19 protein-coding genes, 1 tRNA gene and 1 pseudogene are annotated in these 21,512 nt (G+C 61.1%); 13 read left to right on the top strand and 8 right to left on the bottom strand.

The genetic code is table 11. The features are described 5' to 3' along the window. The 5 genes and pseudogenes from N554_RS0127480 to N554_RS0127500 all read right to left on the bottom strand — a co-directional run. Positions 1-265: pseudogene (locus tag N554_RS0127480) on the bottom strand (IS110 family transposase); the annotation flags it as partial. A gap of 176 nt (positions 266-441) precedes the next feature. Further along, entirely contained in the window at positions 442-2,052 is a 1,611-nt protein-coding gene (locus N554_RS0127485; protein WP_029586425.1) for an acyl-CoA synthetase, read from the bottom strand. A gap of 155 nt (positions 2,053-2,207) precedes the next feature. Beyond that, positions 2,208-3,731 carry an FAD-dependent oxidoreductase gene (locus N554_RS0127490; RefSeq protein ID WP_029586426.1) on the bottom strand — a complete coding sequence of 508 codons (1,524 nt, stop codon included), beginning with the start codon at positions 3,729-3,731 and terminating at the stop codon, positions 2,208-2,210. A 26-nt stretch (positions 3,732-3,757) separates the two neighbouring features. Further along, on the bottom strand, positions 3,758-4,213 hold the full coding sequence (locus N554_RS0127495; protein ID WP_029586427.1) for a GatB/YqeY domain-containing protein: 456 nt from the start codon (positions 4,211-4,213) through the stop codon (positions 3,758-3,760). A 242-nt stretch (positions 4,214-4,455) separates the two neighbouring features. Beyond that, positions 4,456-5,157 (bottom strand): alpha/beta fold hydrolase, encoded by a 702-nt coding sequence (locus N554_RS0127500; protein WP_029586428.1) that lies wholly within the window; start codon positions 5,155-5,157, stop codon positions 4,456-4,458. Between the two features lie 162 nt (positions 5,158-5,319). Between N554_RS0127500 and carA the strand changes: the two genes are divergently transcribed. The 4 genes from carA to N554_RS0127525 all read left to right on the top strand — a co-directional run bounded on the left by carA (position 5,320) and on the right by N554_RS0127525 (position 9,711). After that, entirely contained in the window at positions 5,320-6,510 is a 1,191-nt protein-coding gene (gene carA / locus N554_RS0127505) for a glutamine-hydrolyzing carbamoyl-phosphate synthase small subunit (RefSeq protein WP_029586429.1), read from the top strand. A gap of 147 nt (positions 6,511-6,657) precedes the next feature. Next, the gene (locus N554_RS0127510) at positions 6,658-7,167 is read left to right on the top strand and encodes a PaaI family thioesterase (protein ID WP_029586430.1); all 510 of its coding nucleotides are present in this window, start codon (positions 6,658-6,660) and stop codon (positions 7,165-7,167) included. 52 nt (positions 7,168-7,219) lie between these two features. Beyond that, positions 7,220-7,747, top strand: a complete 528-nt coding sequence (locus N554_RS0127515; RefSeq protein ID WP_029586431.1) for a hypothetical protein — start codon at positions 7,220-7,222, stop codon at positions 7,745-7,747. Positions 7,748-8,244: 497 nt separating this feature from the next. Next, positions 8,245-9,711, top strand: coding sequence for a DUF1254 domain-containing protein (locus tag N554_RS0127525; RefSeq protein WP_029586433.1), 1,467 nt, complete (start codon positions 8,245-8,247; stop codon positions 9,709-9,711). A 68-nt stretch (positions 9,712-9,779) separates the two neighbouring features. Here N554_RS0127525 and N554_RS0127530 read toward each other — a convergent pair whose 3' ends face one another. Then, a complete protein-coding gene (locus tag N554_RS0127530; protein WP_029586434.1) occupies positions 9,780-10,307 on the bottom strand; it encodes a Dps family protein in 528 nt (175 codons plus the stop codon). Between the two features lie 127 nt (positions 10,308-10,434). On the opposite strand from N554_RS0127530, the gene N554_RS0127535 reads away from it, so the two are divergent. From N554_RS0127535 to N554_RS0127550, 5 genes are all read left to right on the top strand, one after another. Beyond that, on the top strand, positions 10,435-11,142 hold the full coding sequence (locus tag N554_RS0127535) for a class I SAM-dependent methyltransferase (protein ID WP_029586435.1): 708 nt from the start codon (positions 10,435-10,437) through the stop codon (positions 11,140-11,142). 64 nt (positions 11,143-11,206) lie between these two features. After that, positions 11,207-11,283: transfer RNA gene (locus N554_RS40400), tRNA-Ala, on the top strand. Positions 11,284-11,450: 167 nt separating this feature from the next. Then, complete coding sequence (gene carB / locus N554_RS0127540) at positions 11,451-14,780, top strand: carbamoyl-phosphate synthase large subunit (protein WP_029586436.1); 3,330 nt, start codon at positions 11,451-11,453, stop codon at positions 14,778-14,780. Positions 14,781-14,919: 139 nt separating this feature from the next. Beyond that, entirely contained in the window at positions 14,920-15,396 is a 477-nt protein-coding gene (greA, locus tag N554_RS0127545; RefSeq protein ID WP_029586437.1) for a transcription elongation factor GreA, read from the top strand. A 200-nt stretch (positions 15,397-15,596) separates the two neighbouring features. Then, the gene (locus N554_RS0127550) at positions 15,597-16,007 is read left to right on the top strand and encodes a DoxX family protein (RefSeq protein WP_029586438.1); all 411 of its coding nucleotides are present in this window, start codon (positions 15,597-15,599) and stop codon (positions 16,005-16,007) included. Positions 16,008-16,193: 186 nt separating this feature from the next. Here N554_RS0127550 and N554_RS0127555 read toward each other — a convergent pair whose 3' ends face one another. Continuing rightward, a complete protein-coding gene (locus N554_RS0127555; RefSeq protein WP_029586439.1) occupies positions 16,194-16,673 on the bottom strand; it encodes an Lrp/AsnC family transcriptional regulator in 480 nt (159 codons plus the stop codon). Between the two features lie 272 nt (positions 16,674-16,945). Between N554_RS0127555 and trxB the strand changes: the two genes are divergently transcribed. The 4 genes from trxB (at position 16,946) to N554_RS42770 (ending at position 21,053) form a co-directional block, all read left to right on the top strand. Then, positions 16,946-17,911 (top strand): thioredoxin-disulfide reductase, encoded by a 966-nt coding sequence (trxB, locus tag N554_RS0127565; protein ID WP_029586440.1) that lies wholly within the window; start codon positions 16,946-16,948, stop codon positions 17,909-17,911. A gap of 2 nt (positions 17,912-17,913) precedes the next feature. Next, positions 17,914-18,837, top strand: coding sequence for a LysR family transcriptional regulator (locus tag N554_RS0127570; RefSeq protein ID WP_029586441.1), 924 nt, complete (start codon positions 17,914-17,916; stop codon positions 18,835-18,837). Positions 18,838-19,592: 755 nt separating this feature from the next. Beyond that, the gene (gene dapA, locus N554_RS0127580; RefSeq protein WP_029586443.1) at positions 19,593-20,507 is read left to right on the top strand and encodes a 4-hydroxy-tetrahydrodipicolinate synthase; all 915 of its coding nucleotides are present in this window, start codon (positions 19,593-19,595) and stop codon (positions 20,505-20,507) included. A 411-nt stretch (positions 20,508-20,918) separates the two neighbouring features. After that, complete coding sequence (locus N554_RS42770; RefSeq protein WP_256378764.1) at positions 20,919-21,053, top strand: hypothetical protein; 135 nt, start codon at positions 20,919-20,921, stop codon at positions 21,051-21,053. A 149-nt stretch (positions 21,054-21,202) separates the two neighbouring features. Here the strand turns inward: N554_RS42770 and N554_RS0127595 are convergent. Then, on the bottom strand, positions 21,203-21,512 hold a 310-nt coding region (locus N554_RS0127595; protein ID WP_029586444.1), incomplete at its 5' end, for a transposase.

Raw genomic sequence — 21,512 nt, forward strand, 5'->3', positions numbered from 1 at the left:
TCTTGTTGCGCTTGACATAGGGCTTGACGTGTTGCGGCGCCATCAGCTTCACCTCATGGCCTAGCTTGCGTAACTTCCGCGCCCAGTCATGCGCTGCGCCGCACGCCTCCATTCCAATCACCGTCGGCGGCAGCTTGGCAAAAAACACCAACACCTCGTTGCGCCGAAGCCGCTTGCGCAACCCCGGCCGCTCCGCGGCATCGACCCCATGCAGCTGAAAAATATGCTTCGACGTATCCATTCCAATGCGGATAATCTGGTCCACGGACGGCTCCCTTGTCTGAGATTTGCAACAACCTCATTCTGGCACACTGATGCCGTAGGGGGCCGTCCACCCCATCAGCCGCGGCCGTTGTTGTTGGAAAGAGAGATAACCACCAGCGTGTAAAATCATTACCGCTGGTGGTTATGGGTCCCTGCTTTCGCAGGGACGACGCTGAACTACCCCAGCGCCCGCAGCTCGCGCCGCAGCACCTTTCCTGTGGCGGTCATCGGCAACGAGTCCGCGAATTGCACGTAGCGCGGATATTCGTGGGCGGCGAGCTGCACTTTGACGAAATCCTGGATTTCGCGCGCCAGCGCGTCGCTTGGCGCAAACCCCGGCCGCAATACGATCCAGGCCTTGATCGCTTCGGTGCGGATCGGATCGGGAATTCCGACCACCGCCGACAGCGCCACCGCCGGATGCTTCAGCAAGGTGTGCTCGATCTCCGACGGCCCGATGCGATACCCCGCACTGGTGATGACGTCGTCCTCGCGGCTGACGTACCAGAAGTAGCCGTCCGCATCCTGTTTGCCGAGATCGCCGGTGAGCAGGAACTCGCCGGCATATTTTTTTGCGGTCGCTTCCGGATTGCTCCAGTATTCGATCATGGTGCACGGGTTCGGCTGGCGCACGCCGACAATGCCGCGCTCGCCCTGCGGCACTTCTTCGCCGCGCTCGTTGACGATGCGAACGTCAAAGCCCGGCGTCGCGCGGCCCATCGATCCCGGACGGATCGGAAACAGCCGCGCATTGTTGCCGACCACGAGATTGCATTCGGTCTGGCCGTATACCTCGTGGGCATCGATGCCAAACGTGGTGCGCACCCAGTCCAGCAGTTCGGCGCCAAGTGATTCGCCGCCTGTCAGCATGCTGCGCAGCTTTACGCCGGAATGCTTGACCCCGACCTGCCGCATCAGCTTCAACGCAGTCGGCGGCAGGAATACGTTGCGCACATGATGATCGGCCATCAGCTGCATCGCGGCCTGCGGTTCGAATTTCCTGGCGCGATGCCCGACCACGGGCACGCCATGATACCAGGCCGGAAACAGCGCATCGAACAATCCGCCGATCCACGCCCAGTCGGCCGGCGTCCACATCACGTCATCGGCTTTGGGGAGGAAATCATGCACCATCTCGACATTCGGCAGATGGCCGAGCAGCACGCGATGGGCGTGCAGCGCGCCTTTCGGATTTCCCGTCGTGCCCGAGGTGTAGATGATGATCGCGGGATCGTCGGCGGAGGTATCGACGCTGGCAAATTGTTCGGACGCTGTTTCGATCGACGACCAGAACGATTTGGCGCCGGCGTGGACGGCGTCGCTGGTGACGTAAATATCCTGCAGGTAAGGCAGCCGGTCGCGAATTTTCGTCAGCTTCTCCCACCCGCTCTCGTCGGTCACGATCGCCTTGGCGCCGGAATTGGCGAGACGAAACTCCAGCGCGTCCTCCCCGAACAACGTGAACAACGGCACCGACACCAGGCCGGAGCGAAACGCCGCGAGATGCACTATCGGCAGCTCCAGCGATTGCGACAGGAACACCGCGACGCGATCGCCGCGCACAAGGCCGTCGGCCTTCAGCACATTGGCAAACGCGCAGGACAGCGCCCGCATCTCGTCGAACGAGGTGCGCTGCGCAGCGCCGTCCTCATCGACATAGATCAGCGCCAGCCGGTTCGTGCCGTCGGCATGGCGATCGCAGCAGGCGCTCGCGATGTTGAACCGCGCCGGCACGTTCCAGCGGAAGTCGCGGTAGAGCTTTGCGTAATCGGCGGTCTCGGTGAGCATGAGAATGGCTTTCGAATTTTTCACACTCTACCAAAAATAGCAGCGTCGTCCCCGCGAAAGCGGGGACCATACGCCGCGGCCTGGCGACCCATGGGCGGCAGCCCGCGGCCGCTCACCCGAACCGCGGCAAGCGCGCCTTCATCAGGCTGCTGGGATCAGCGTCTCGCCCGCTCCATCGCAAGTTCCGCCTCAAGGCTTGCGACATCGCGATAAATCGAAGCCACGGCAAGCACGCGTCCGCCGCTCTTGTATTGCAGCAGACAATCCTTCGCAGCGATATCGCCGTCCACAGCGATTGCGTCCCACTTCTCGGCGTGACCGACATAGTTGATCGGCACATCGTAATGCTGGCTCCAGAAAAACGGCACGGCATCGAAGACTTCGCGTTGTCCCAGCATGTTGCGTGCGGCGGTCTGGCCCTGGCGTTCCGCCACCACCCAGTGTTCGACGCGAATAGGTTCGCCGGAATGCGGATCGGGCCAGCGTGCAATATCGCCCGCCGCATAGATGCCGGGGATGCTGGTTTCGAGATAAGCATTCACCGTGACGCCGCGATCGATTGCAAGCCCGGCCTTTTCGGCCAAGGCGAGGCGCGGCCGAACGCCAACCCCGACCACCACAACATCGGCCTCGAGCACGCTACCGCTCTTTAGCGTCGCGCGCTTGCCATCGATCGCAGTTACCGTATCGCCCAGGTGAAAGACGACGCCGTGCTCTTCATGCAGCGCACGAACGAAATCGCCCATCTCGGGTCCGAGCACGCGTTCCATCGGCCGCTGTTCCAGCCCGACGACGTGGACCTCGATATCCCTGGCACGCAACGACGCCGCAACCTCAAGCCCGATAAAACTTGCACCGATCACAAGCGCGCGGCGCGCGCCGTTCGCGGATGCAATAATCGTGCGGCAATCGTCCAGCGAGCGCAACACATGGACATGGGGCTGGTCCGCGCCTGATATCGGCAGACGAACCGGTTCCGCGCCGGTCGCGAGCAGCAACCGGTCGTAGGGAACGGCTTCGCCGCTGGCGAGCACCACGTTCCTGGCCTTGGTATCGATCGATGTGACCTCGGTGTTGAGCCGCAAATCGATAGAAGTTTCGGCGTAAAAATCGTCCGACCGCAATGGCAGCCAGTCCTCCTGCGCGGTGCCGGCGAGATAGTCCTTCGACAGGTTCGGCCGATCCACCGGTCCCGCCGCCTCAGTGCTCAGCATCACGATGCTGCCGCGATAGTCTTGCCGTCGGAGCATCTCGGCGGCGGCAAATCCCGCCGCGCCGCCCCCAACAATTACGATCCGGGCAGGCGCATCGACAGAACCTTTCACGCGAGGTTTAGGTTGCTCGCGTTTTTGCCGGACGAAAATGCGATTGCCTTCGTGCTCGATCTTCCAAACCGCGATCGAATTTAAGGCCGGAGCGCGGGCGGCTTCCCCGGTGCGCAAGTCGAAACAGGCGTGGTGCCAGGGACAACGGATGCTCTCGCCGTCCACGAGGCCTTCGGCGAGCGGGCCATGATAGTGGCTGCAGTGGGCGTCGATGGCGAAAATCTCGGATCCCGAACGCACCAGCAAAACGTCTTCATCGCCAACGTGGCCGAGCAGGGTCGCGCCGGCGAATTCGGACAGGGAGATACCCTGAGACAGATCGGGACCGGCGGGTGGGGCTTGTTGATCAGCCATGTCTTTACCTCCGCTTGGTCCTAAAATTACCCCGTGAGCGCCGCCTTCACCATACCGCTGGCCTTGCCGAAATCCATCTGCCCAGCGTACTTCGCCTTCAACGCGCCGATCACCTTGCCCATGTCCTTGATCCCGGCGGCGTTGGTCTCGGCGATCACGGCCGCGATTGCCGCCTTCACGTCGTCCTCCGACATCTGTTTCGGCAGGTAGGCGGAGATGATCGCAATCTCCTCGCGCTCCTGCGCGGCGAGTTCGGAGCGGCCACCTTTGTCGTACAACTCGACGGATTCCTGGCGCTGCTTGATCATCTTCTGGAACACGCCGAGCAGGTCGGCGTCGCTGAGCGGCGGCTTGCCTTGCCCGCGCGCCTCGATGTCGGCGTTCTTGATGGTCGAATTGACCATGCGCAGCGTGGAAAGCTTGCGCTCCTCCTTGGCCCGCATCGCGTCCTTGACCGCGTTGTTGATGTCGTCGCGCAGCATTGTCCTGTCCTCTCGCGAGCCTAAGGCCGCATCCCCGGATGCACCTGATCTAGGCGTTTCCTGTCAGTGAGACAACACTAGTGTCCCGCTTCCGAAGTTCGTACACCATTGCGGCGCCCCTGATACGAACTTCGGAAACAAAGGGGGCACTGGCAAACCAATGATTCCAGTGCCGCTTTTCGATTTGAAGTTCCTGGTGCGAATGTGCGGCATCGCTGCAGGAACTTCTCAAATCGGCGGCACTAGTTCCGCAGCCATTCGAGCAGAGCTTCGATGGTAGCTTGCGGTCTTTCGGGCTGGGGGGAATGGCCGCAATCCGGAATGATGACCAGTTTGGCGCCTGCGATGCCTTCCGCCATTTCCTTCGACAGCGTATTCGGTATCAGCATGTCCCGATCGCCCGTCAGCACCAAAGTGGCACATTTGATGGCTGCCATCGTCGGCCGAGAATCCACCCGCGCAATGATCGCGGTCTGGTTATTGATGAAGCCCTCGGCTCGAACATCATCACCCATGTCGTGAAAAAGCCGCCGCAAGTCCGCTTCGCCCGCGCGGGAGGGGTGCACCATTAGCGGGACCAATTCGTCGATTACGTCGTGAAGGCCGCCATCGCGAGCGCGGGCGATCAGCGCGCGCCGCCTCGCGCTGGCCTCGGCGGCATCCGGTCGTGCCTGCGTATTGATCAGCGCCAGCTTCGCCACCCGCTCTGCCGCCTGCCGCATGATTTCGAAGGCGATGTAGCCGCCCATCGAATGGCCGGCCAGCGCAAACCGCGGCGGCGCTTCGGCCAAGATCCGCCGCGCGATCATGGCCATATTGTCGTCGCGGATGTGGTTGGCCACGGTTACCGGGCCAAATCGCCACAGCGCAGGAATAATGGGCGCGTATATTCGCGGGGACGACACCAGGCCCGGAATGAGCAGAATCGGCAGCGAATTGTCCATGCTCGTCTCCGGGGATCGGGTCGCTTTTCAGGGGAAATTGGCCTCGCGCAGGAAACTGCAGATTAGAACCCCCTCACCTTCTGTCAAATATGCGCAAACCTCATGTGAATCCGCGACTTCCGGCTTTGACGCATGCGCATGCGAAGACTATGTAATGCGCTCATGACAACAACAGAAAACGCCTCAGCCTGGCCGGACCATAAACCGACCGCGCTCCTCGTGCTTGCCGATGGCACCGTGCTGGAGGGCTTCGGCCTCGGCGCGGAAGGCCAGGCGGTCGGCGAAGTCTGCTTCAACACCGCGATGACCGGCTACGAGGAGATCCTCACCGATCCCTCCTATGCCGGGCAGCTCATCACCTTCACCTTCCCGCATATCGGCAACGTCGGCACCAATGACGAAGACATCGAGACGGTGAACATGGCGGCGACGCCGGGCGCGCGCGGCGTGATCCTGCGCGCGGCGATCACCGACCCCTCGAACTACCGCGCCACGCGGCATCTCGACCAATGGCTGAGGACGCGCGGCATCATCGGCCTTTCCGGTATCGATACCCGTGCGCTGACCGCGCTGATCCGCAGCAAGGGCATGCCAAACGCCGTCATCGCGCACGCCAAGGACGGCCAGTTCGATCTGCACGGGCTGAAGGAAGAAGCACGCGAATGGCCCGGCCTCGAAGGCATGGACCTGGTGCCGATGGTAACGTCGGGCCAGCGCTTCACCTGGGACGAAACGCCCTGGGTGTGGGAAAAAGGCTTTGGCCGGCAGACTGAGCCGGAGTTCAACGTCGTCGCCATCGACTACGGCATCAAGCGCAACATCCTGCGGCTGCTCGCCGGCGAAGGCTGCAAGGTCACGGTGGTGCCGGCGACGACATCAGCCGAAGACATTTTGGCGATGAAGCCCGACGGCGTGTTCCTTTCCAATGGCCCCGGCGATCCCGCCGCGACCGGCAAATACGCGGTGCCGGTGATCCAGCAGGTGATCTCGTCGGGCACGCCGACATTCGGCATTTGCCTGGGCCATCAGATGCTGGGCCTGGCCGTCGGCGCCAAGACCAAAAAGATGCATCAGGGCCATCACGGCGCCAATCATCCGGTCAAGGACGAGACCACCGGCAAGGTGGAAATCACCTCGATGAACCACGGTTTCGCGGTGGATCAGGCGACCTTGCCAAAAGGCGCGACGCAAACCCATATATCGCTGTTCGACGGCTCCAATTGCGGCATTCAGCTTGAGGGAAAGCCGGTATTCTCGGTGCAATATCACCCGGAAGCCTCGCCCGGCCCGCGCGACTCGCATTATCTGTTCAAGCGGTTCGCCGAACTGATGCGGGCGAAGAAAAGCGCGTAGGCTCTCCGACGTTCCCGGGATGCTGCGCGGCGCACCGCAGAAAAGGCGCTGCACCGCGTCCGGGACACGATACCGCCCATGTTGCGGGCAGCGCGGCCGTTTCGTATGATGGCCATCATTGCAAGCCGCGCCGCAGGACGGACTCCCATGGACGAACAAATTGCCCCCAAGACCGAATACGGCGTGACGCTGCCTGAAATCATGGCTTCGATGGCGGGCATCGATTTCGTCCGCGCCATCTTTGATGGTAGATTGCCGAGGCCGCCGATCATGCAGACCATCGAACCGTTCGATTCAATCGCCGAGCCGGGCGTTGTCGTGATGCACAGCATCCCCGGCTTCCGGCATTACAATCCGATCGGCTCGGTGCATGGCGGCTATGCTGCGACGTTGCTGGATTCCGTGATGGGCCTCGCGATCCATACCGTGATGCCGGCGGGGACCGGCTACACCACCCTCGAATTCAAGATCAGCTTCATCAAGGGCTTGACGGAAGGCACCGGGCCGGTGCGCAGCGAAGGCCGCACGCTCAACGTCGGTCGTCGCGCCGCGACCGCCGAAGGGCGCATCACCGATGCCAAGGGTCGTTTGCTGGCCCATGGCACCACCACTTGTCTGGTGTTTGAGATGCCAACAGAAACGACGAAGGGAACGTGAGCGGCTGAGACAGGTTTAATCCACGCGCATCTTCAACCGCTGGAGAATGGTCATGTCGGTCGTCAACGAGGATATCGAACCGGTTGCCTTCTTTTTTGAAGACGACGGCCTCGTCCCGAACAACCCGATGCCGTTTTTGGTGTACAGGCAGGCGGTCGACGTCGACAACGACCACCCCGAGAAAACCATCGAGGGACTGTTCGGCGCCAATGGCTGGGGCGACATGTGGCGCAACGGCATCTTCGACTATTTGCATTACCACGCTACGGTTCATGAAGCGCTCGGCGTGGCGCGCGGCCATGCCCGGGTGAGGTTCGGCGGCGACGCTGGCCAAGAGCTTGAAATTGGTGCGGGCGACGTCGCCATCCTGCCCGCGGGCACCGGGCATCAGTGCCTGTCTGCCAGCCGGGATTTTTGCGTCATCGGCGCCTATCCGCCGGGCGCCAAGATGCACGTCACACTGCCGACGCCGGAGAATCACGCGAAGGCGTTGGAGACCATTCCGGCCGTGAAGCTGCCGCCGGCCGATCCGGTGTTGGGAGAGGATGGGCCGCTGGTGAAGCTGTGGAAGCTCGGCTGACCGTTCGGCCAATTGTCACCGTAACGCCTCCCGACCGTGAGATAATTAAAAAGCGCAAGAAAATCGCGAGAACAAACCCGCCGGCAAGCACACAGCACGACAAGCTAGAGGCACAAAATGCTGGCCATGACTGGCTCCCATCTGTCGCTTGTGCTAGTGTAATACTGGTGAGGGTCGCCGAAAGTCGCTCTTTAACCCGTTAGCTTTATAGCATCTTTTTCAAGCATCTTGTCTCGTATCTGCATACGCCCTGTGGCGTTTTATGCAGCCACGTCGCGCATTCTTTTGCATACGCGATCTATCTCGCAGCGGAGCGAGAGTGCTTCCAAGTCGTTCCACCGCACTTTTTGCGAAGGAATGGATCTCATGCGCATCACCAACTTGCATCAGATTTCCGCGATGGTGCCTCCGGCGATGAAAAAAGCGGGCTGAAGAGCCGCGCGTGGCGACGATTGCACAAATAAACAAATAACAAGTCAGAGAGGGAGTATTTCGACATGTTCCGAGGAATCGTGAAGCTGACATTGTTTCTCTGCCTAAGTGCATCGGCCGCGCCCACTGCGCTGGCCCAGGGCGCGGCTCCGGCAATCACCGAGCAGGAGGCCCACGCCATCGCGGTGGACGCCTATGTCTACTTCTACTCCATCATGTCGATGGACGTCTCCCGCAAGCAATTCACCAACCTGCCACCGGGCAAAGAATTTGGCAAAGGCCCGATGAACATGTTCGTCAACGTGCCCGAATATCCACCGGCCGATTTCAAGGGTGTTGTTCGTTCCAATTTCGACACGCTGTATTCCATCGCCTGGCTCGACATGAGCAAAGAGCCTGTCGTCATCTCGGTTCCGGATACCAGTGGACGTTACTATCTTCTGCCGATGCTCGACATGTGGACCGATGTCTTTGCCTCGCCGGGCTGGCGAACGACGGGCACCAAGGCCGGGACCTTTTTGGTGACGCCCGCAGGCTGGAGGCCGGATTTGCGCGACAGGTTCGCCGAGGAGTTCCAGCTTCCGAAGGATACCCAGCGCATCGAAGCGCCAACGCCTTATGTCTGGGTGATCGGCCGGACCAAGACCGACGGTCCGGCGGACTACGATGCCGTCCACAAGATCCAGGCCGGCTACAAGGTCAGCCTGCTTTCCGAATTCGGCAGAACGCCCAAGCCGGTCGAATTCAAGCCGGACCCCAGCGTCGATATGAAGACGCCGCCAAAGGTCCAGGTCGATACCATGACGGCCGGTGTGTATTTTGCCTATGCCGCGGAACTGCTCAAGCTTCATCCACCTCACATCACCGACCAGCCGATCATCGCGCAGATGAAGAAAATCGGCATCGAGCCTGGCAAAAGCTTTGATATCGGCAAGATCGATCCGATCTTGCAGCGAGCGCTCGAGACAGCACCGCAGGACGGCCAGAAGCTGATGGCTTGGAAGGTGCCGACGCTGGCGCGGGTGGCGAATGCCTGGTCGATGAACACCGACACCATGGGTGTATACGGCAATTATTATCTGAAGCGGGCGATCGTCTCACAACTGGGACTCGGCGCGAACCTCCCCGAGGACGCCATCTATCCGCTCAATCTCGGCGACGAGTCCGGCAAGCCGCTCGACGGCGTAAACAAATACACGATCGCGTTTGAAAAGGGCGCTGCTCCGCCGGTCAACGCGTTCTGGTCGATCACGCTTTACGACCAGGAAGGATTCCAGGTCGGCAACGTGCTGAACCGCTTCGCCGTCAGCAGCTGGATGCCGTTCAAGTACAACCCGGATGGTTCGCTTGACCTCTATTTCCAGAACGAGAGCCCTGGAAAAGCCATGGAAGCCAACTGGCTTCCCGCGCCAAAGGGACCATTCAATCTGACCATGCGCCTGTACGCTCCGAAGTCCGAGGCGCTGACCGGAAAATGGAACCCCCCGCCAGTCGTGAAGACGCAGGGAACAGTGGGTTTATCGGCTCAGTAAAAATTGAGTGAGCGGCGGCCCTTCGGCGCCGGCGGAGCCGAAGGTCCTCCCGACGGCGAAGCAACTGCTCACGCCGCGTTGCTGCCTTCCTGGCGGCTGGCTTCGAACAGGAACCAGGTGCGGCGCTCGGTTTCGTCGATGAAGGTTTCGAGCAATCCGGCGGTGCCGGAGTCCTCGTGCTCGTCGGCGAGCTGGTGGGCTTTGCGCATCGCGGCGGCGATGTGCTTGTTGTCCTCCATCAGTTCGCGAAGCATCTCGCGCGGCGGCACGTAGTCGTTATTGTTGTCCTTGATGGTCTGCAGTTTGCTGACCTGCCCGATCGAGCGCAGCGTGGTACCGCCCAATTTGCGCACGCGCTCGGCAAGCTGATCGGTGGTGGCGAAGATCGCGTCCGATTGCTCGTCGAGCATCACATGATAATCGTGGAAATGCCGTCCGCTGACATGCCAGTGGAAATTCTTGGTTTTCAGATAGAGCGCGAAGGCGTCGGCCAGCAACGTGTTGAGCGCCGCCGAAACCTTGTCCACCGCGGCCTGCGGCAGGTCAGTGGGCGTATCGAGATCGGGGGAGACTTTGTCGGACTTGGCTTTGCTCACGAGACACCTCCCTGTTAGGAAAAATCGGACGTTGACGGCATGGACACTGGTCGCCGGAAGCTCTAACGCATCATCCGTGCGCCGGTTCCGTTGACCGGAACCCCCGTTTTTACCGGACACCGAGGCGATGGAAGACTGGATCGATTACTACGATTCAACGCATACAATTTATGTAAGCAAGCGGCATCGCGACCTGCATTTCGAAATAATTGCCAAGGACATCATCGGCTGCATCTCCTCAAAGGACGCGGTGGTATTGGATTATGCCTGCGGCGAAGCACTGTCGGCAGGCAAGGTCGCAGACGCCTGCGGCAAGCTCTACCTGGCGGAGCCCGCACCTGGCGTACGCGGCCGGCTAATCGCGCGTTTTGCCCCGAACACGAAAATCAGGGTGCGTTCGCTGGATGATTTGCGGAAAATGGCTGAGAAGTCGGTCGATCTCGTGGTGATGAATTCAGTCGCCCAATACATGACACCCGGCGAACTCGATTCGGCATTCGCGGTCATTCGGCAACTGTTGAAACCCGGCGGCCGCCTGGTTTTAGGCGATATCCTGCGCCCCGAGGTCGGCATGATCCGGGATATCATTGCGCTTTTGCGCTTCGCGCTGACCCATGGCTTTCTCAGGGACGCGCTGATCGGACTGATCAGCACCGCGCTGTCGGACTATCGGCAATTGCGAGCGCGGGTCGGCCTGCAGCGCTACAGCGAGGCCGAGATGGTTGCGAAGCTCGCGGCCGCCGGATTTACCGCCTCGCGGGCGCATTTCAATATCGGCCACAATCCGTGGCGAATGACGTTCGTCGCCCGGCACGCGTTCTCGCCCACCGATTAGGGTTGATTAGGGTTAATGGGCGGCAGGCATGGCCCGCCGTGGAATAATGGGTGATGATCGGATCGGCCCGGTGGCGGAAAGCGTCGACGCGAGAGCAGTGCATCGCTCTATATCCTGGTTCAAATCCAGGCCGGGCCTCCAATTTTCCCCGACGAATGCCGGTTGATGGCGCGTTTAAGGCTCTTTCGCGGTTGCGGAATCTGGTCTAAAGACCACCCGCGCGCGAGGTTGATCCCAAGCGCCGGGTGTAAGGGACGCGCGGTATGCGCGCCCTTTTTTTGTGCCCAATTCCCTGTCCGTGAGACTTGATGCCCAAAAGAACCGACATCTCCACCATCCTGATCATCGGCGCCGGTCCCATCGTGATCGGACAGGCCTGCGAATTCGATTATTCGGGCACCCAGGCGGTCAAGACGCTGAAAGACGAGGGCTATCGTATCGTCCTCGTCAATTCCAATCCGGCCACGATCATGACCGATCCGGAATTGGCGGACGCCACCTATATCGAGCCGATCACTCCGGAAATCGTCGCCAAGATCATCGAGAACGAGCGTTACGTCATACCCGGCGGCTTTGCCCTGCTGCCGACCATGGGCGGACAGACCGCGCTGAACTGCGCGCTCTCGCTGCGCCGGCAAGGAACCCTTGCAAAGTTCGACGTCGAGATGATCGGCGCCACCGCTGACGCCATCGACAAGGCGGAGGACCGCGGCCGGTTTCGCGAGGCCATGACCCGGATCGGGCTCGAGACGCCGCGCTCGATCCAGACCAAAAACCTGCCGGATGCGCTGCGCGCGCTCGACAGCATCGGCCTGCCCGCGATCATCCGGCCCTCCTTCACCATGGGCGGCACCGGCGGCGGCATCGCCTACACCAAGGCCGAGTTCATCGAAATCGTCGAACGCGGCATCGACGCCTCCCCGACCGACGAAGTCTTGATCGAGGAATCCGTACTCGGCTGGAAAGAGTTCGAGATGGAGGTGGTGCGTGACAAGAAAGATAATTGCATCATCATCTGCTCGATCGAGAATCTCGATCCGATGGGCGTGCACACCGGCGACTCCATCACAGTGGCGCCGGCGCTGACGCTGACGGATAAGGAATACCAGATCATGCGCGACGCCTCGCTGGCGGTGCTGCGCGAGATCGGGGTGGAGACCGGCGGCTCCAACGTGCAGTTCGGCGTCAATCCGGCCGACGGCCGCATGGTCGTGATCGAGATGAATCCGCGGGTGTCGCGCTCTTCGGCGCTGGCCTCGAAAGCCACCGGCTTTCCGATCGCCAAGGTCGCCGCCAAACTTGCCGTCGGCTATACGCTGGACGAGATCGCCAACGACATCACCGGCGGTGCGACGCCGGCCTCGTTCGAGCCGACCATCGATTATGTCGTCACTAAAATTCCGCGCTTTGCGTTCGAGAAGTTTCCCGGCGCCTCCACCACGCTGACCACCTCGATGAAGTCGGTCGGCGAAGTGATGGCGATCGGCCGCACCTTTCAGGAGAGCCTGCAAAAGGCCTTGCGCGGCCTCGAAACCGGCCTGACCGGGCTCGACGAGATCGAGATCGAAGGCCTCGGCCGCAGCGACGACAGGAACGCGATCCGCGCAGCACTCGGCACGCCGACGCCCAACCGCATCCTGCAGGTGGCGCAGGCGATGCGGCTCGGCTGGACCGACGACGAGATCTTCACCTCCTGCAAGATCGATCCGTGGTTTCTCGCGGAAATGCGCGGCATCGTCGAGATGGAGAGCAAGGTCAGGAAAAGCGGCCTTCCCACCCATGCGTTCGGCATGCGGACCCTGAAGGCCATGGGCTTTTCCGACGCCCGGCTTGCCGTGCTCGCCGAGAACACCGAGGCCGAAGTGACGGCGGGGCGGCATGCGCTCGGGGTTCGCCCGGTATTCAAGCGCATCGACACCTGCGCCGCCGAGTTCGCTTCACCCACCGCCTACATGTATTCGACCTATGAAGCTCCGTTCGCGGGCGCGCTGGCGGACGAGAGCGCACCCTCCGACAAGCGCAAGGTCATCATTCTCGGCGGCGGACCTAACCGGATCGGCCAGGGGATCGAGTTCGACTATTGCTGCTGTCACGCCTGCTTCGCGCTGCACGACGCCGGCTATGAAACCATCATGATCAACTGCAATCCGGAAACGGTTTCGACCGACTACGACACCGCCGATCGATTGTACTTCGAGCCGCTCACCGCCGAAGACGTGCTTGAAATCATCGATACCGAACGGCAGAACGGCACGTTGCACGGCGTGATCGTGCAGTTCGGCGGCCAGACCCCGCTCAAGCTCGCCCACGCGCTGGAAGCGGCCAATGTGCCGATCCTCGGCACCTCGCCCGACGCCATCGACCTTGCCGAAGACCGCGACCGCTTCAAGCGCGTGCTCGACAAATTACGCCTGAAGCAGCCGAAAAACGGCATCGCCTATTCGGTCGAGCAGGCGCGGCTGGTGGCCGCCGATCTCGGCTTGCCGCTGGTGGTGCGCCCGTCCTACGTGCTCGGCGGCCGCGCGATGCAGATCATCCGCGAGGAAACCCAGCTCAGCGATTACCTGCTCGGCACCTTGCCGGAGCTGGTGCCCGCCGACGTCAAGGCGCGCTATCCGAACGACAAGACCGGGCAGATCAATACCGTGCTTGGCAAAAATCCGCTGCTGTTCGACCGCTATCTGTCCGATGCCATCGAGATCGACGTCGACTGCCTGTGCGACGGCAAGGACACCTTCATCGTCGGCATCATGGAGCATATCGAGGAAGCCGGCATTCACTCCGGCGATTCCGCCTGCTCGCTGCCGCCGCATTCGATCGACGGCCAGATGATTGCCGAGCTGGAGCGGCAGACCCGCGAACTGGCGCTCGGGCTCGACGTGGTCGGCCTGATGAACGTGCAGTACGCCATCAAGAACGGCGACATCTATGTGCTCGAAGTCAATCCGCGGGCCTCGCGCACGGTGCCGTTCGTCGCCAAGGTGATCGGTATGCCGGTGGCGAAGATCGCCGCGCGGTTGATGGCCGGCGAAAAGCTCGCCGACTTGAACCTGAAGAAACGCAAGCTCGGCCATGTCGGTGTCAAGGAGTCGGTGTTTCCATTCGCCCGCTTCCCTGGCGTCGACACCGTGCTCGGCCCTGAGATGCGATCGACCGGCGAGGTGATGGGCATCGACCGCTCGTTCGAAGTGGCGTTCGCCAAAAGCCAGCTCGGCGGCGGCACCCACGTACCACGCAAGGGCACGGTATTCGTCTCCGTCCGCGAGATCGACAAGACCCGGATCGCGGATGCGGTGCGGCTGCTGTTCTCGCTCGGCTTCAAGGTGATGGCTACTTCGGGCACGCAGCGTTTTCTCACCGATAATGGCGTACCGACCGAAAAAGTGAACAAAGTGCTGGAGGGCCGGCCGCATATCGTCGACGCCATCACAAATGGCGAGATCCAGCTGGTCTTTAACACCACGGAAGGGCCACAGGCGATGGCTGACAGCCGCTCTTTGCGACGCGCTGCCCTCTTGCATAAAGTGCCATATTACACCACTCTTTCGGGTGCCGTGGCGGCCGCACAGGGCATCCGCGCCTATCTGGGCGGGGACCTTGAGGTCCGCACGCTGCAGAGTTATTTTTCCGAAACCTGATCAATTGCCGGGCTCTAGGGTCCGGCAAGTGATTGGCAATGAATGTGTCGTGACCGGACCTAGCCAGTCGCGAGGGTGTTCTGTTTCGGCATTTGTGCGCACCGCGGATTGGTCCGCATGAAGTTGAAGGACAAGACGAATGATAGAAAAGGTTCCGATGACCGCCGGCGGTTACGCCGCCCTTGAGGTCGAATTGAAGCAGCGCCAGTCGGTGGTGCGTCCGCGCATCATCGAGCATATCGCCGAGGCGCGCTCGCATGGCGACCTTTCGGAGAACGCGGAATATCACTCCGCGAAGGAAGAGCAGTCCCACAATGAAGGCCGTATCGCCGAGTTGGAGGACAAGCTTGCGCGCGCCGATATCATCGACATCAGCAAGCTCTCCGGCGACACCATCAAGTTCGGCGCGACGGTCACCCTGGTCGACGAGGACACCGACAAGAAGGCGGTGTGGCAAATCGTCGGCGAGCCGGAGGCCGACGCCAAAAAGGGCCGCATCTCCATCACCTCGCCGCTGGCGCGCGCGCTGATCGGCAAGAAAAAGGGTGCGTCCGTGGAAGTCATAGCCCCCGGCGGGCCCAAGGCCTACGAGATCACCAAGGTCGAGTGGCGCTAGCACGCGACGAACGCTTTGAAGTGCCATGTATCAGAAAGCCGCGCCGACTGCGCGGCTTTTTGCTGCGCTGCGAATGCGCGCTAGTCATTGATCTCGGGCAGGGAATATTTCACATTTAGTAGTGTTTCCATTGCACGACACCGACCGGTGGCTGTGCCGCGAAACGCTGGGCTTGATGGGTCAAGCAGGGGGAAAATGAGATGGACCAAATCTTCGTCAGATATCAGCCGATGGCACTCAGCCTGTTTCGCTTTATTACCGGTTTACTGCTGTTTCAGTATGGCGTCGCCAAGATCCTGAAATTTCCGGTTCTGCCGTATTTTGCGAATACTCCGCCCTTGATTACGACCGCTGGCGCTTTGGAATTGGTCGGCGGCGCGTTGCTGCTGCTCGGACTGTTCACGCGCCCCGTTGCGTTCATCCTCGCGGGCGAAATGGCGTTTGCCTATTTCATCGGGCACATGTTCAAGGGCGGCATTGGTGCGCCGGTATGGCATCCGCTCCTCAATGGGGGAACCTCAGCTATCCTGTTCTGCTTCGCCTGTCTCTATCTCGCAACCGCCGGCGGCGGCCCGTTGAGCCTTGACGCGATGATGCGCAAGAAGAGTTGAGGCTCGCTTAGATACGTGCATCGTCATTCTCAGATGCGCAATTGCCGTATCTAGGGCCGTATTAGAGAATGCGCCTTTTGGCGCAGGGCCCGGAATCCATGCTCCGATGGTGGGCTATGGATTCCGGGCTCGCTTGCTTCGCGTATGCCTTGGTTCGCGTGCGCCTTGGAATGACGGTGAGTGGCGCTACCCCGGCACCTTCACTTCGAGCGGCACCGCCGCCTCATATTTCGAGTTGTGCAGCACCAGCGATGTTCTGACGTTGCGCACATGCGGCGCCGCCGTCAGGTGCGTGACAAAGTCCTGAAACGTTGCCATGTCAGGCGCCACGCATTTCAAAATGAAATCGACCTCGCCTGACAGCATCCAGCATTCCCGCACCAGCGGCTCGGCGCGAACGAAATCCTCGAACGCGCGCAAGTCGGCGTCGGCCTGGCTGGAGAGATGCACCGAGGCGAACACCGTGACGTCGAAACCGAGCCGGCGCGGATCCAACAGGCCGCGATAACCCTGGATGTAGCCGGCCTCTTCAAGGGTCCGCACCCGGCGCAAACACGGCGGAGGCGAAATGCCGGCGCGTTTGGCCAGTTCCACATTGGTGATTCGGCCGTCGGCCTGGATTTCGCTGAGGATTTTAAGGTCGATCTCGTCAAGATTCTTCGGCACGCGGGTCAGGTCCTGGGGCTGAGACTTGCGGGTATATCGGAAACACCCTTAGCGCAGCTGACGCGACTTGCGCAATTTTATTGCGCGGGCGTGCGCATTTGCATCAGGCACGGGGAAAATTCGCCGATATGGATTGCAATTCTTGCATAGCTCGCCAGATATCCTAGACTCGGATTTGACACTTTCCGCGCCGCAGCGATGCCTTTCCGGTGCATTCCGCTTAAAGCGCTGACCAAATTCCCTTAATTCCCTTAAAGAGGGGGATCTGCCCTATGCCTGCTGCTATCCACGCCAAGGTCGTCATCATCGGTTCCGGTCCTGCCGGTTACACCGCTGCGATCTACGCCGCCCGCGCGATGCTTGAACCGGTCCTGATTCAAGGCATCCAGCCCGGCGGCCAGCTCACCATCACCACCGACGTGGAAAACTACCCCGGTTTTGCGGATGTCATCCAGGGCCCGTGGCTGATGGAGCAGATGGAGAAGCAGGCCGCCCATGTCGGCACCAAGCTCGTCACCGATCACGTCGTCAAACTCGAACTCGCACAGCGGCCGTTCCGCCTGACTTGCGACAGCGGCGACGTATACCTTGCCGAAACCGTTATCCTCGCGACCGGCGCGCAGGCGCGCTGGCTTGGCATGCCGTCGGAGGAGAAATTCAAGGGCTTTGGCGTGTCAGCCTGCGCGACCTGCGACGGATTTTTCTACCGCGGCAAGGAAGTCATGGTGGTTGGCGGCGGCAACACCGCGGTCGAGGAAGCGCTGTTTCTCACCAACTTCGCGTCTCAAGTGACCATCGTGCATCGCCGCGATCATTTCCGGGCCGAGCGTATCCTGCAGGATCGCCTGTTCAAGCACCCCAAGATCAAGGTGGTGTGGGATAGCGCGGTCGACGAAATCCGCGGCACCGAAAACCCGCCCAAGGTCACCCATGTCCGATTGAAGAACGTCAAGACCGGCGCGCTGACCGAGCTGCCGGCGGACGGCGTCTTCATCGCAATCGGCCACGCGCCGGCCACCGACCTGATCCTCGGCCAGATCAAGCTGAAGCCCTCGGGCTACGTCGAAGTCGCGCCGAATTCGACCGCGACATCGATGCCCGGCGTATTCGCCGCCGGCGACGTCGCCGATGAAACCTACCGGCAGGCGGTCACGGCCGCAGGTCTCGGCTGTATGGCCGCTCTGGAAGCCGAACGTTTTCTCGCTTTGCGCGCCAGCGAACGCGCGGCAGCGGAGTAGCCATGGCACGAACGCGGGACGGATTTACGGATATGGATTGGGATAAGCTGAAGGTGTTTCACGCGGCCGCCGAAGCGGGCAGCTTCACTCATGCCGGCGAGCAGCTTGGGCTGTCGCAATCGGCCGTTTCACGGCAGGTCAGCGCGCTGGAGCAGGAGCTTTCGGTGTCGCTGTTCCATCGCCACGCACGCGGCCTCATTCTCACCGAGCAGGGCGACCTGCTGTTTCGCACCGCGCATGACGTGTTCATGCAGTTGCAGGCGGCGCGCGCCAAGCTGACCGACAGCCGCGAGCGGCCGAGCGGCGACCTCAAGATCACGACGCCACCAGCCCTCGGCATCAACTGGCTGATTCCGCGGCTGCACGAATTCACGGCGCTTTATCCGGAGATCCGGATTTCCATGATCGTTACCGACGAGGAGCTTGACCTCTCGATGCGCGAGGCTGACGTCGCGATCCGCACCCGCAAGCCGACCCAGCCCGACCTCATTCAGCGCAAGCTGTTCTCGATCGGCTTCCATGCCTATTGCTCGCCGGAATACATCAAGCGCTGCGGCACGCCGCGCACCCTCGACGACCTCGACACGCATCGCATCATCATGCTGAGCGATTCGCAGGTTCCGCCGCACTTGCAGAATCGCAGCTGGCTGATCGATGCTGGGCGCAATGGCTCCGGCCCGCGCGAGGCGTATTTCAAGGTCAACAACATTCTCGGCCTGGTGCGCGCGTGCCAGCAGGGTCTCGGTATCGCCGCGCTGCCGGATTATCTGGTCGAGGACAACAATCGCCTGGTGCAGTTGTTCGGGGAGTCCGACTCGATCCAGCTCGATACCTATTTCGTGTACCCCGAAGAGTTGAAGACGGTAGCGCGGGTGCAGGTGTTCCGCGATTTCGTGGTGAGCAAGGCGCAACGCTGGCCGTCGTAGTCTTTGGCTCGATGGCGTGGGTGTTGCTAAGCTTCTTCACCTTAGCGGTGGCGGTGGACGAGAATTCTGCACCGCGTCGCTGCAATTTTAGCCTTCTTTTCTGACGGCCTTTCGAATCCGTCATGTGCTGACGCGGCAACTTGCGGTTTTGGAAGCTGACCAACCCCCGCTCTTCGCATGTCTGACATGCGGCTCGGGTGGTTGCTGCAAGGCACTGGCGCGGATCATACTGTCTCTACGCTGAGCATTTGCGTTACGCATTTGTCCCCCTCCTCCAGTGGCGCGAAAGCTCAGTAATCCCTCTTGGAAGGTGATTGTGTCGGCCTCACGTGGCCATACCTTAAGCCGGGCTCTTACGAGCCCGGCTTTTTTTTGCGCGGAACTCACCTTCAGGAAAAATGCTCGCCGCCGCGAGGCGCGCAGGCGTGAAAGCCATCGCTTTCTCGTGGGCAACCTCTGATTGCTTCATAATGCCCGTCATCGGGCGCCGCTTGCGTCGCTCTGTCGCGGTCGCCTCGCAGTTGCATGCATGGGGCTGCACCCATGCCGGCGTTGACAGCGCCGGCCGCGCCAATCATCATCTGCAAATGATCACGAATCCGTGTACGGCAATGTTGTCGAAAAAAGTTCCCCATCCGGGGACTTCAGATCGACGCGCGCGATAGACTTCTCGCCCAACACCGATCCGCAAACCCCCGCCGTCTGGACGGGGTTTTTTATTGTCCCGTCTCCGGCTCAACAAAGGAGATGGACCAATGAGCGACCTTCGATCTTCCCTGCACGGCCTATGGTTGCCGCTCGTCACGCCATTCTCTGGCGGAGAACTCGACGAAGCGTCGCTGCGGCGGCTGGTGCGGCATTACGCGGTGCTGCCCGTCGATGGCCTGGTTCTCGCCGCCACGACCGGCGAGAGCCTCACGCTCGAGCCTGACGAAACCGAACGGCTTGTGTCCACGGTGCGGGAGGAAGTCCGCCGGCTTAAGGATCTTCCGATCTGCCTTGGCCTATCCGGCAGCAACACCCGCGCGCTGTTGAACACGCTGGATCGAACGGCGGAGTGGCCGATCGATGCCTATCTGATTTCCTGCCCCTATTATTCGCGGCCATCGCAACGCGGACTAGAGCTTCACTTCAGCGCGCTCGCCGATCGCGCTGCGCATCCGGTCATGCTCTACAACATTCCCTATCGGACCGGCGTCAATCTCCGCAATGAGGCGATGTTGTACCTGGCCGACCATCCCAACATCGTCGGACTGAAGGATTGCTCGGCCGACCGCGACCAGTCGCTCGATCTCTTGCACCGGCGCCCCGCCGGCTTCGCGCTTCTCACCGGCGAGGACGCTCAATATCATGAAGCGCTGGCCGATGGCGCCGACGGCGGTATTCTGGCGTCCGCGCATATCGAAACCGAGACCTTCGCAAAGGTGCGGAAGCTGTTGGCGGCGGGCGAGCGCGATGCGGCGCTGTCTCATTGGCGGTCGGTCGCCGACCTCACGCGACTGCTGTTTTCCGAGCCGAGCCCGGCGCCGATCAAGTACTGGCTGTGGCGCACGGGACTGATCGAGAGCGCGGAGGTGCGGCTGCCGATGACGGAAGTGAGCGCTGAAGTCGCCGCGCGCCTCGATCTCGAAATCGAGCGAAGAGACATCAGGTGCCATCGGGTGACGTGACGGACCAGGCGGCGGGCTTCGGCTCGATCTGGCTAATGCACGGTGACGCCGACATGTCAGATTTGCAACGAAGCACGGCCGTGTCTTTAAAATTTGAGATTTATTGAAACCCCTCAAACCAAAATGAGCGGGACCGATGACTGCTCAAATCGTGCAAAATGCCAGCGAGGCGCACTGAAAGACTGCAGGATTTCTTCTGCTGTCGTCATTCGGCATATGGAGACACCCCGCTCCTCGGCCTGACGCCGGCAGTGACTTTCCGCTGCTGATGGGAAGTTGACGGCAGCAGCAGGCGCCGCCGTGGTTAATCCGCGGTAGCACCTGTGGTCAAATGCAAGCGAAATCGCGGCCAGCTTTTTAAAAACCGACGCCTATCAATATCCGCGCAAGAGCACAAAACGCGGAGGCGTCGTGAATACTCAAAATACTCTGTTCCCTGAACAACAGGGTTTTACGACCGAGGACATTCTTTGGGCGCTCGGCATCTGGTCGGTGATCCTGACCCTGTCGCCGGTCGTCGTCTTCTACGTCCTGATGGTCGCTTAAACGCTGGACAGGCAGCGCCTCATCTTGAGAGGTTGTGAATATATCTCCGACCTCATCCCCTGCGTAACGGCTTAGCCGTTATCGCTGGAGGAGCGCGCCCTTGCACGCCCTCATCCTGAGAGTCTGACTCAAAATAGGTCATTGGCATATCAGGTTCTTGCCAGGCGGCGGGAAAGCAGGCGGATGCTTGCAATCAGGACCCAGGCTTCCGCGCTGGCTATGGATGCCTCGAAGTCTTTGGCAAGCCTTCGATTGCGACCGAACCATGCAAACGTGCGCTCGACGACCCAACGCCGAGGCTCGGCTTTGAACGTTCCCACGCTCTGCGAGCGGGTGACGATCTCGATGGTCCATTTGCCCTGATCGGCGAGTGCCTCGAGCAATTTCGGACCTCGGTAGACGCGGTCGGCGAAGATGTGGCGCAGCCTGGGGAACATGCGGCCGATGATCCGCAGCAGC

The sequence above is a fragment of the Bradyrhizobium sp. URHD0069 genome, assembly GCF_000701345.1.
Classification (GTDB): Bacteria; Pseudomonadota; Alphaproteobacteria; order Rhizobiales; family Xanthobacteraceae; genus Bradyrhizobium.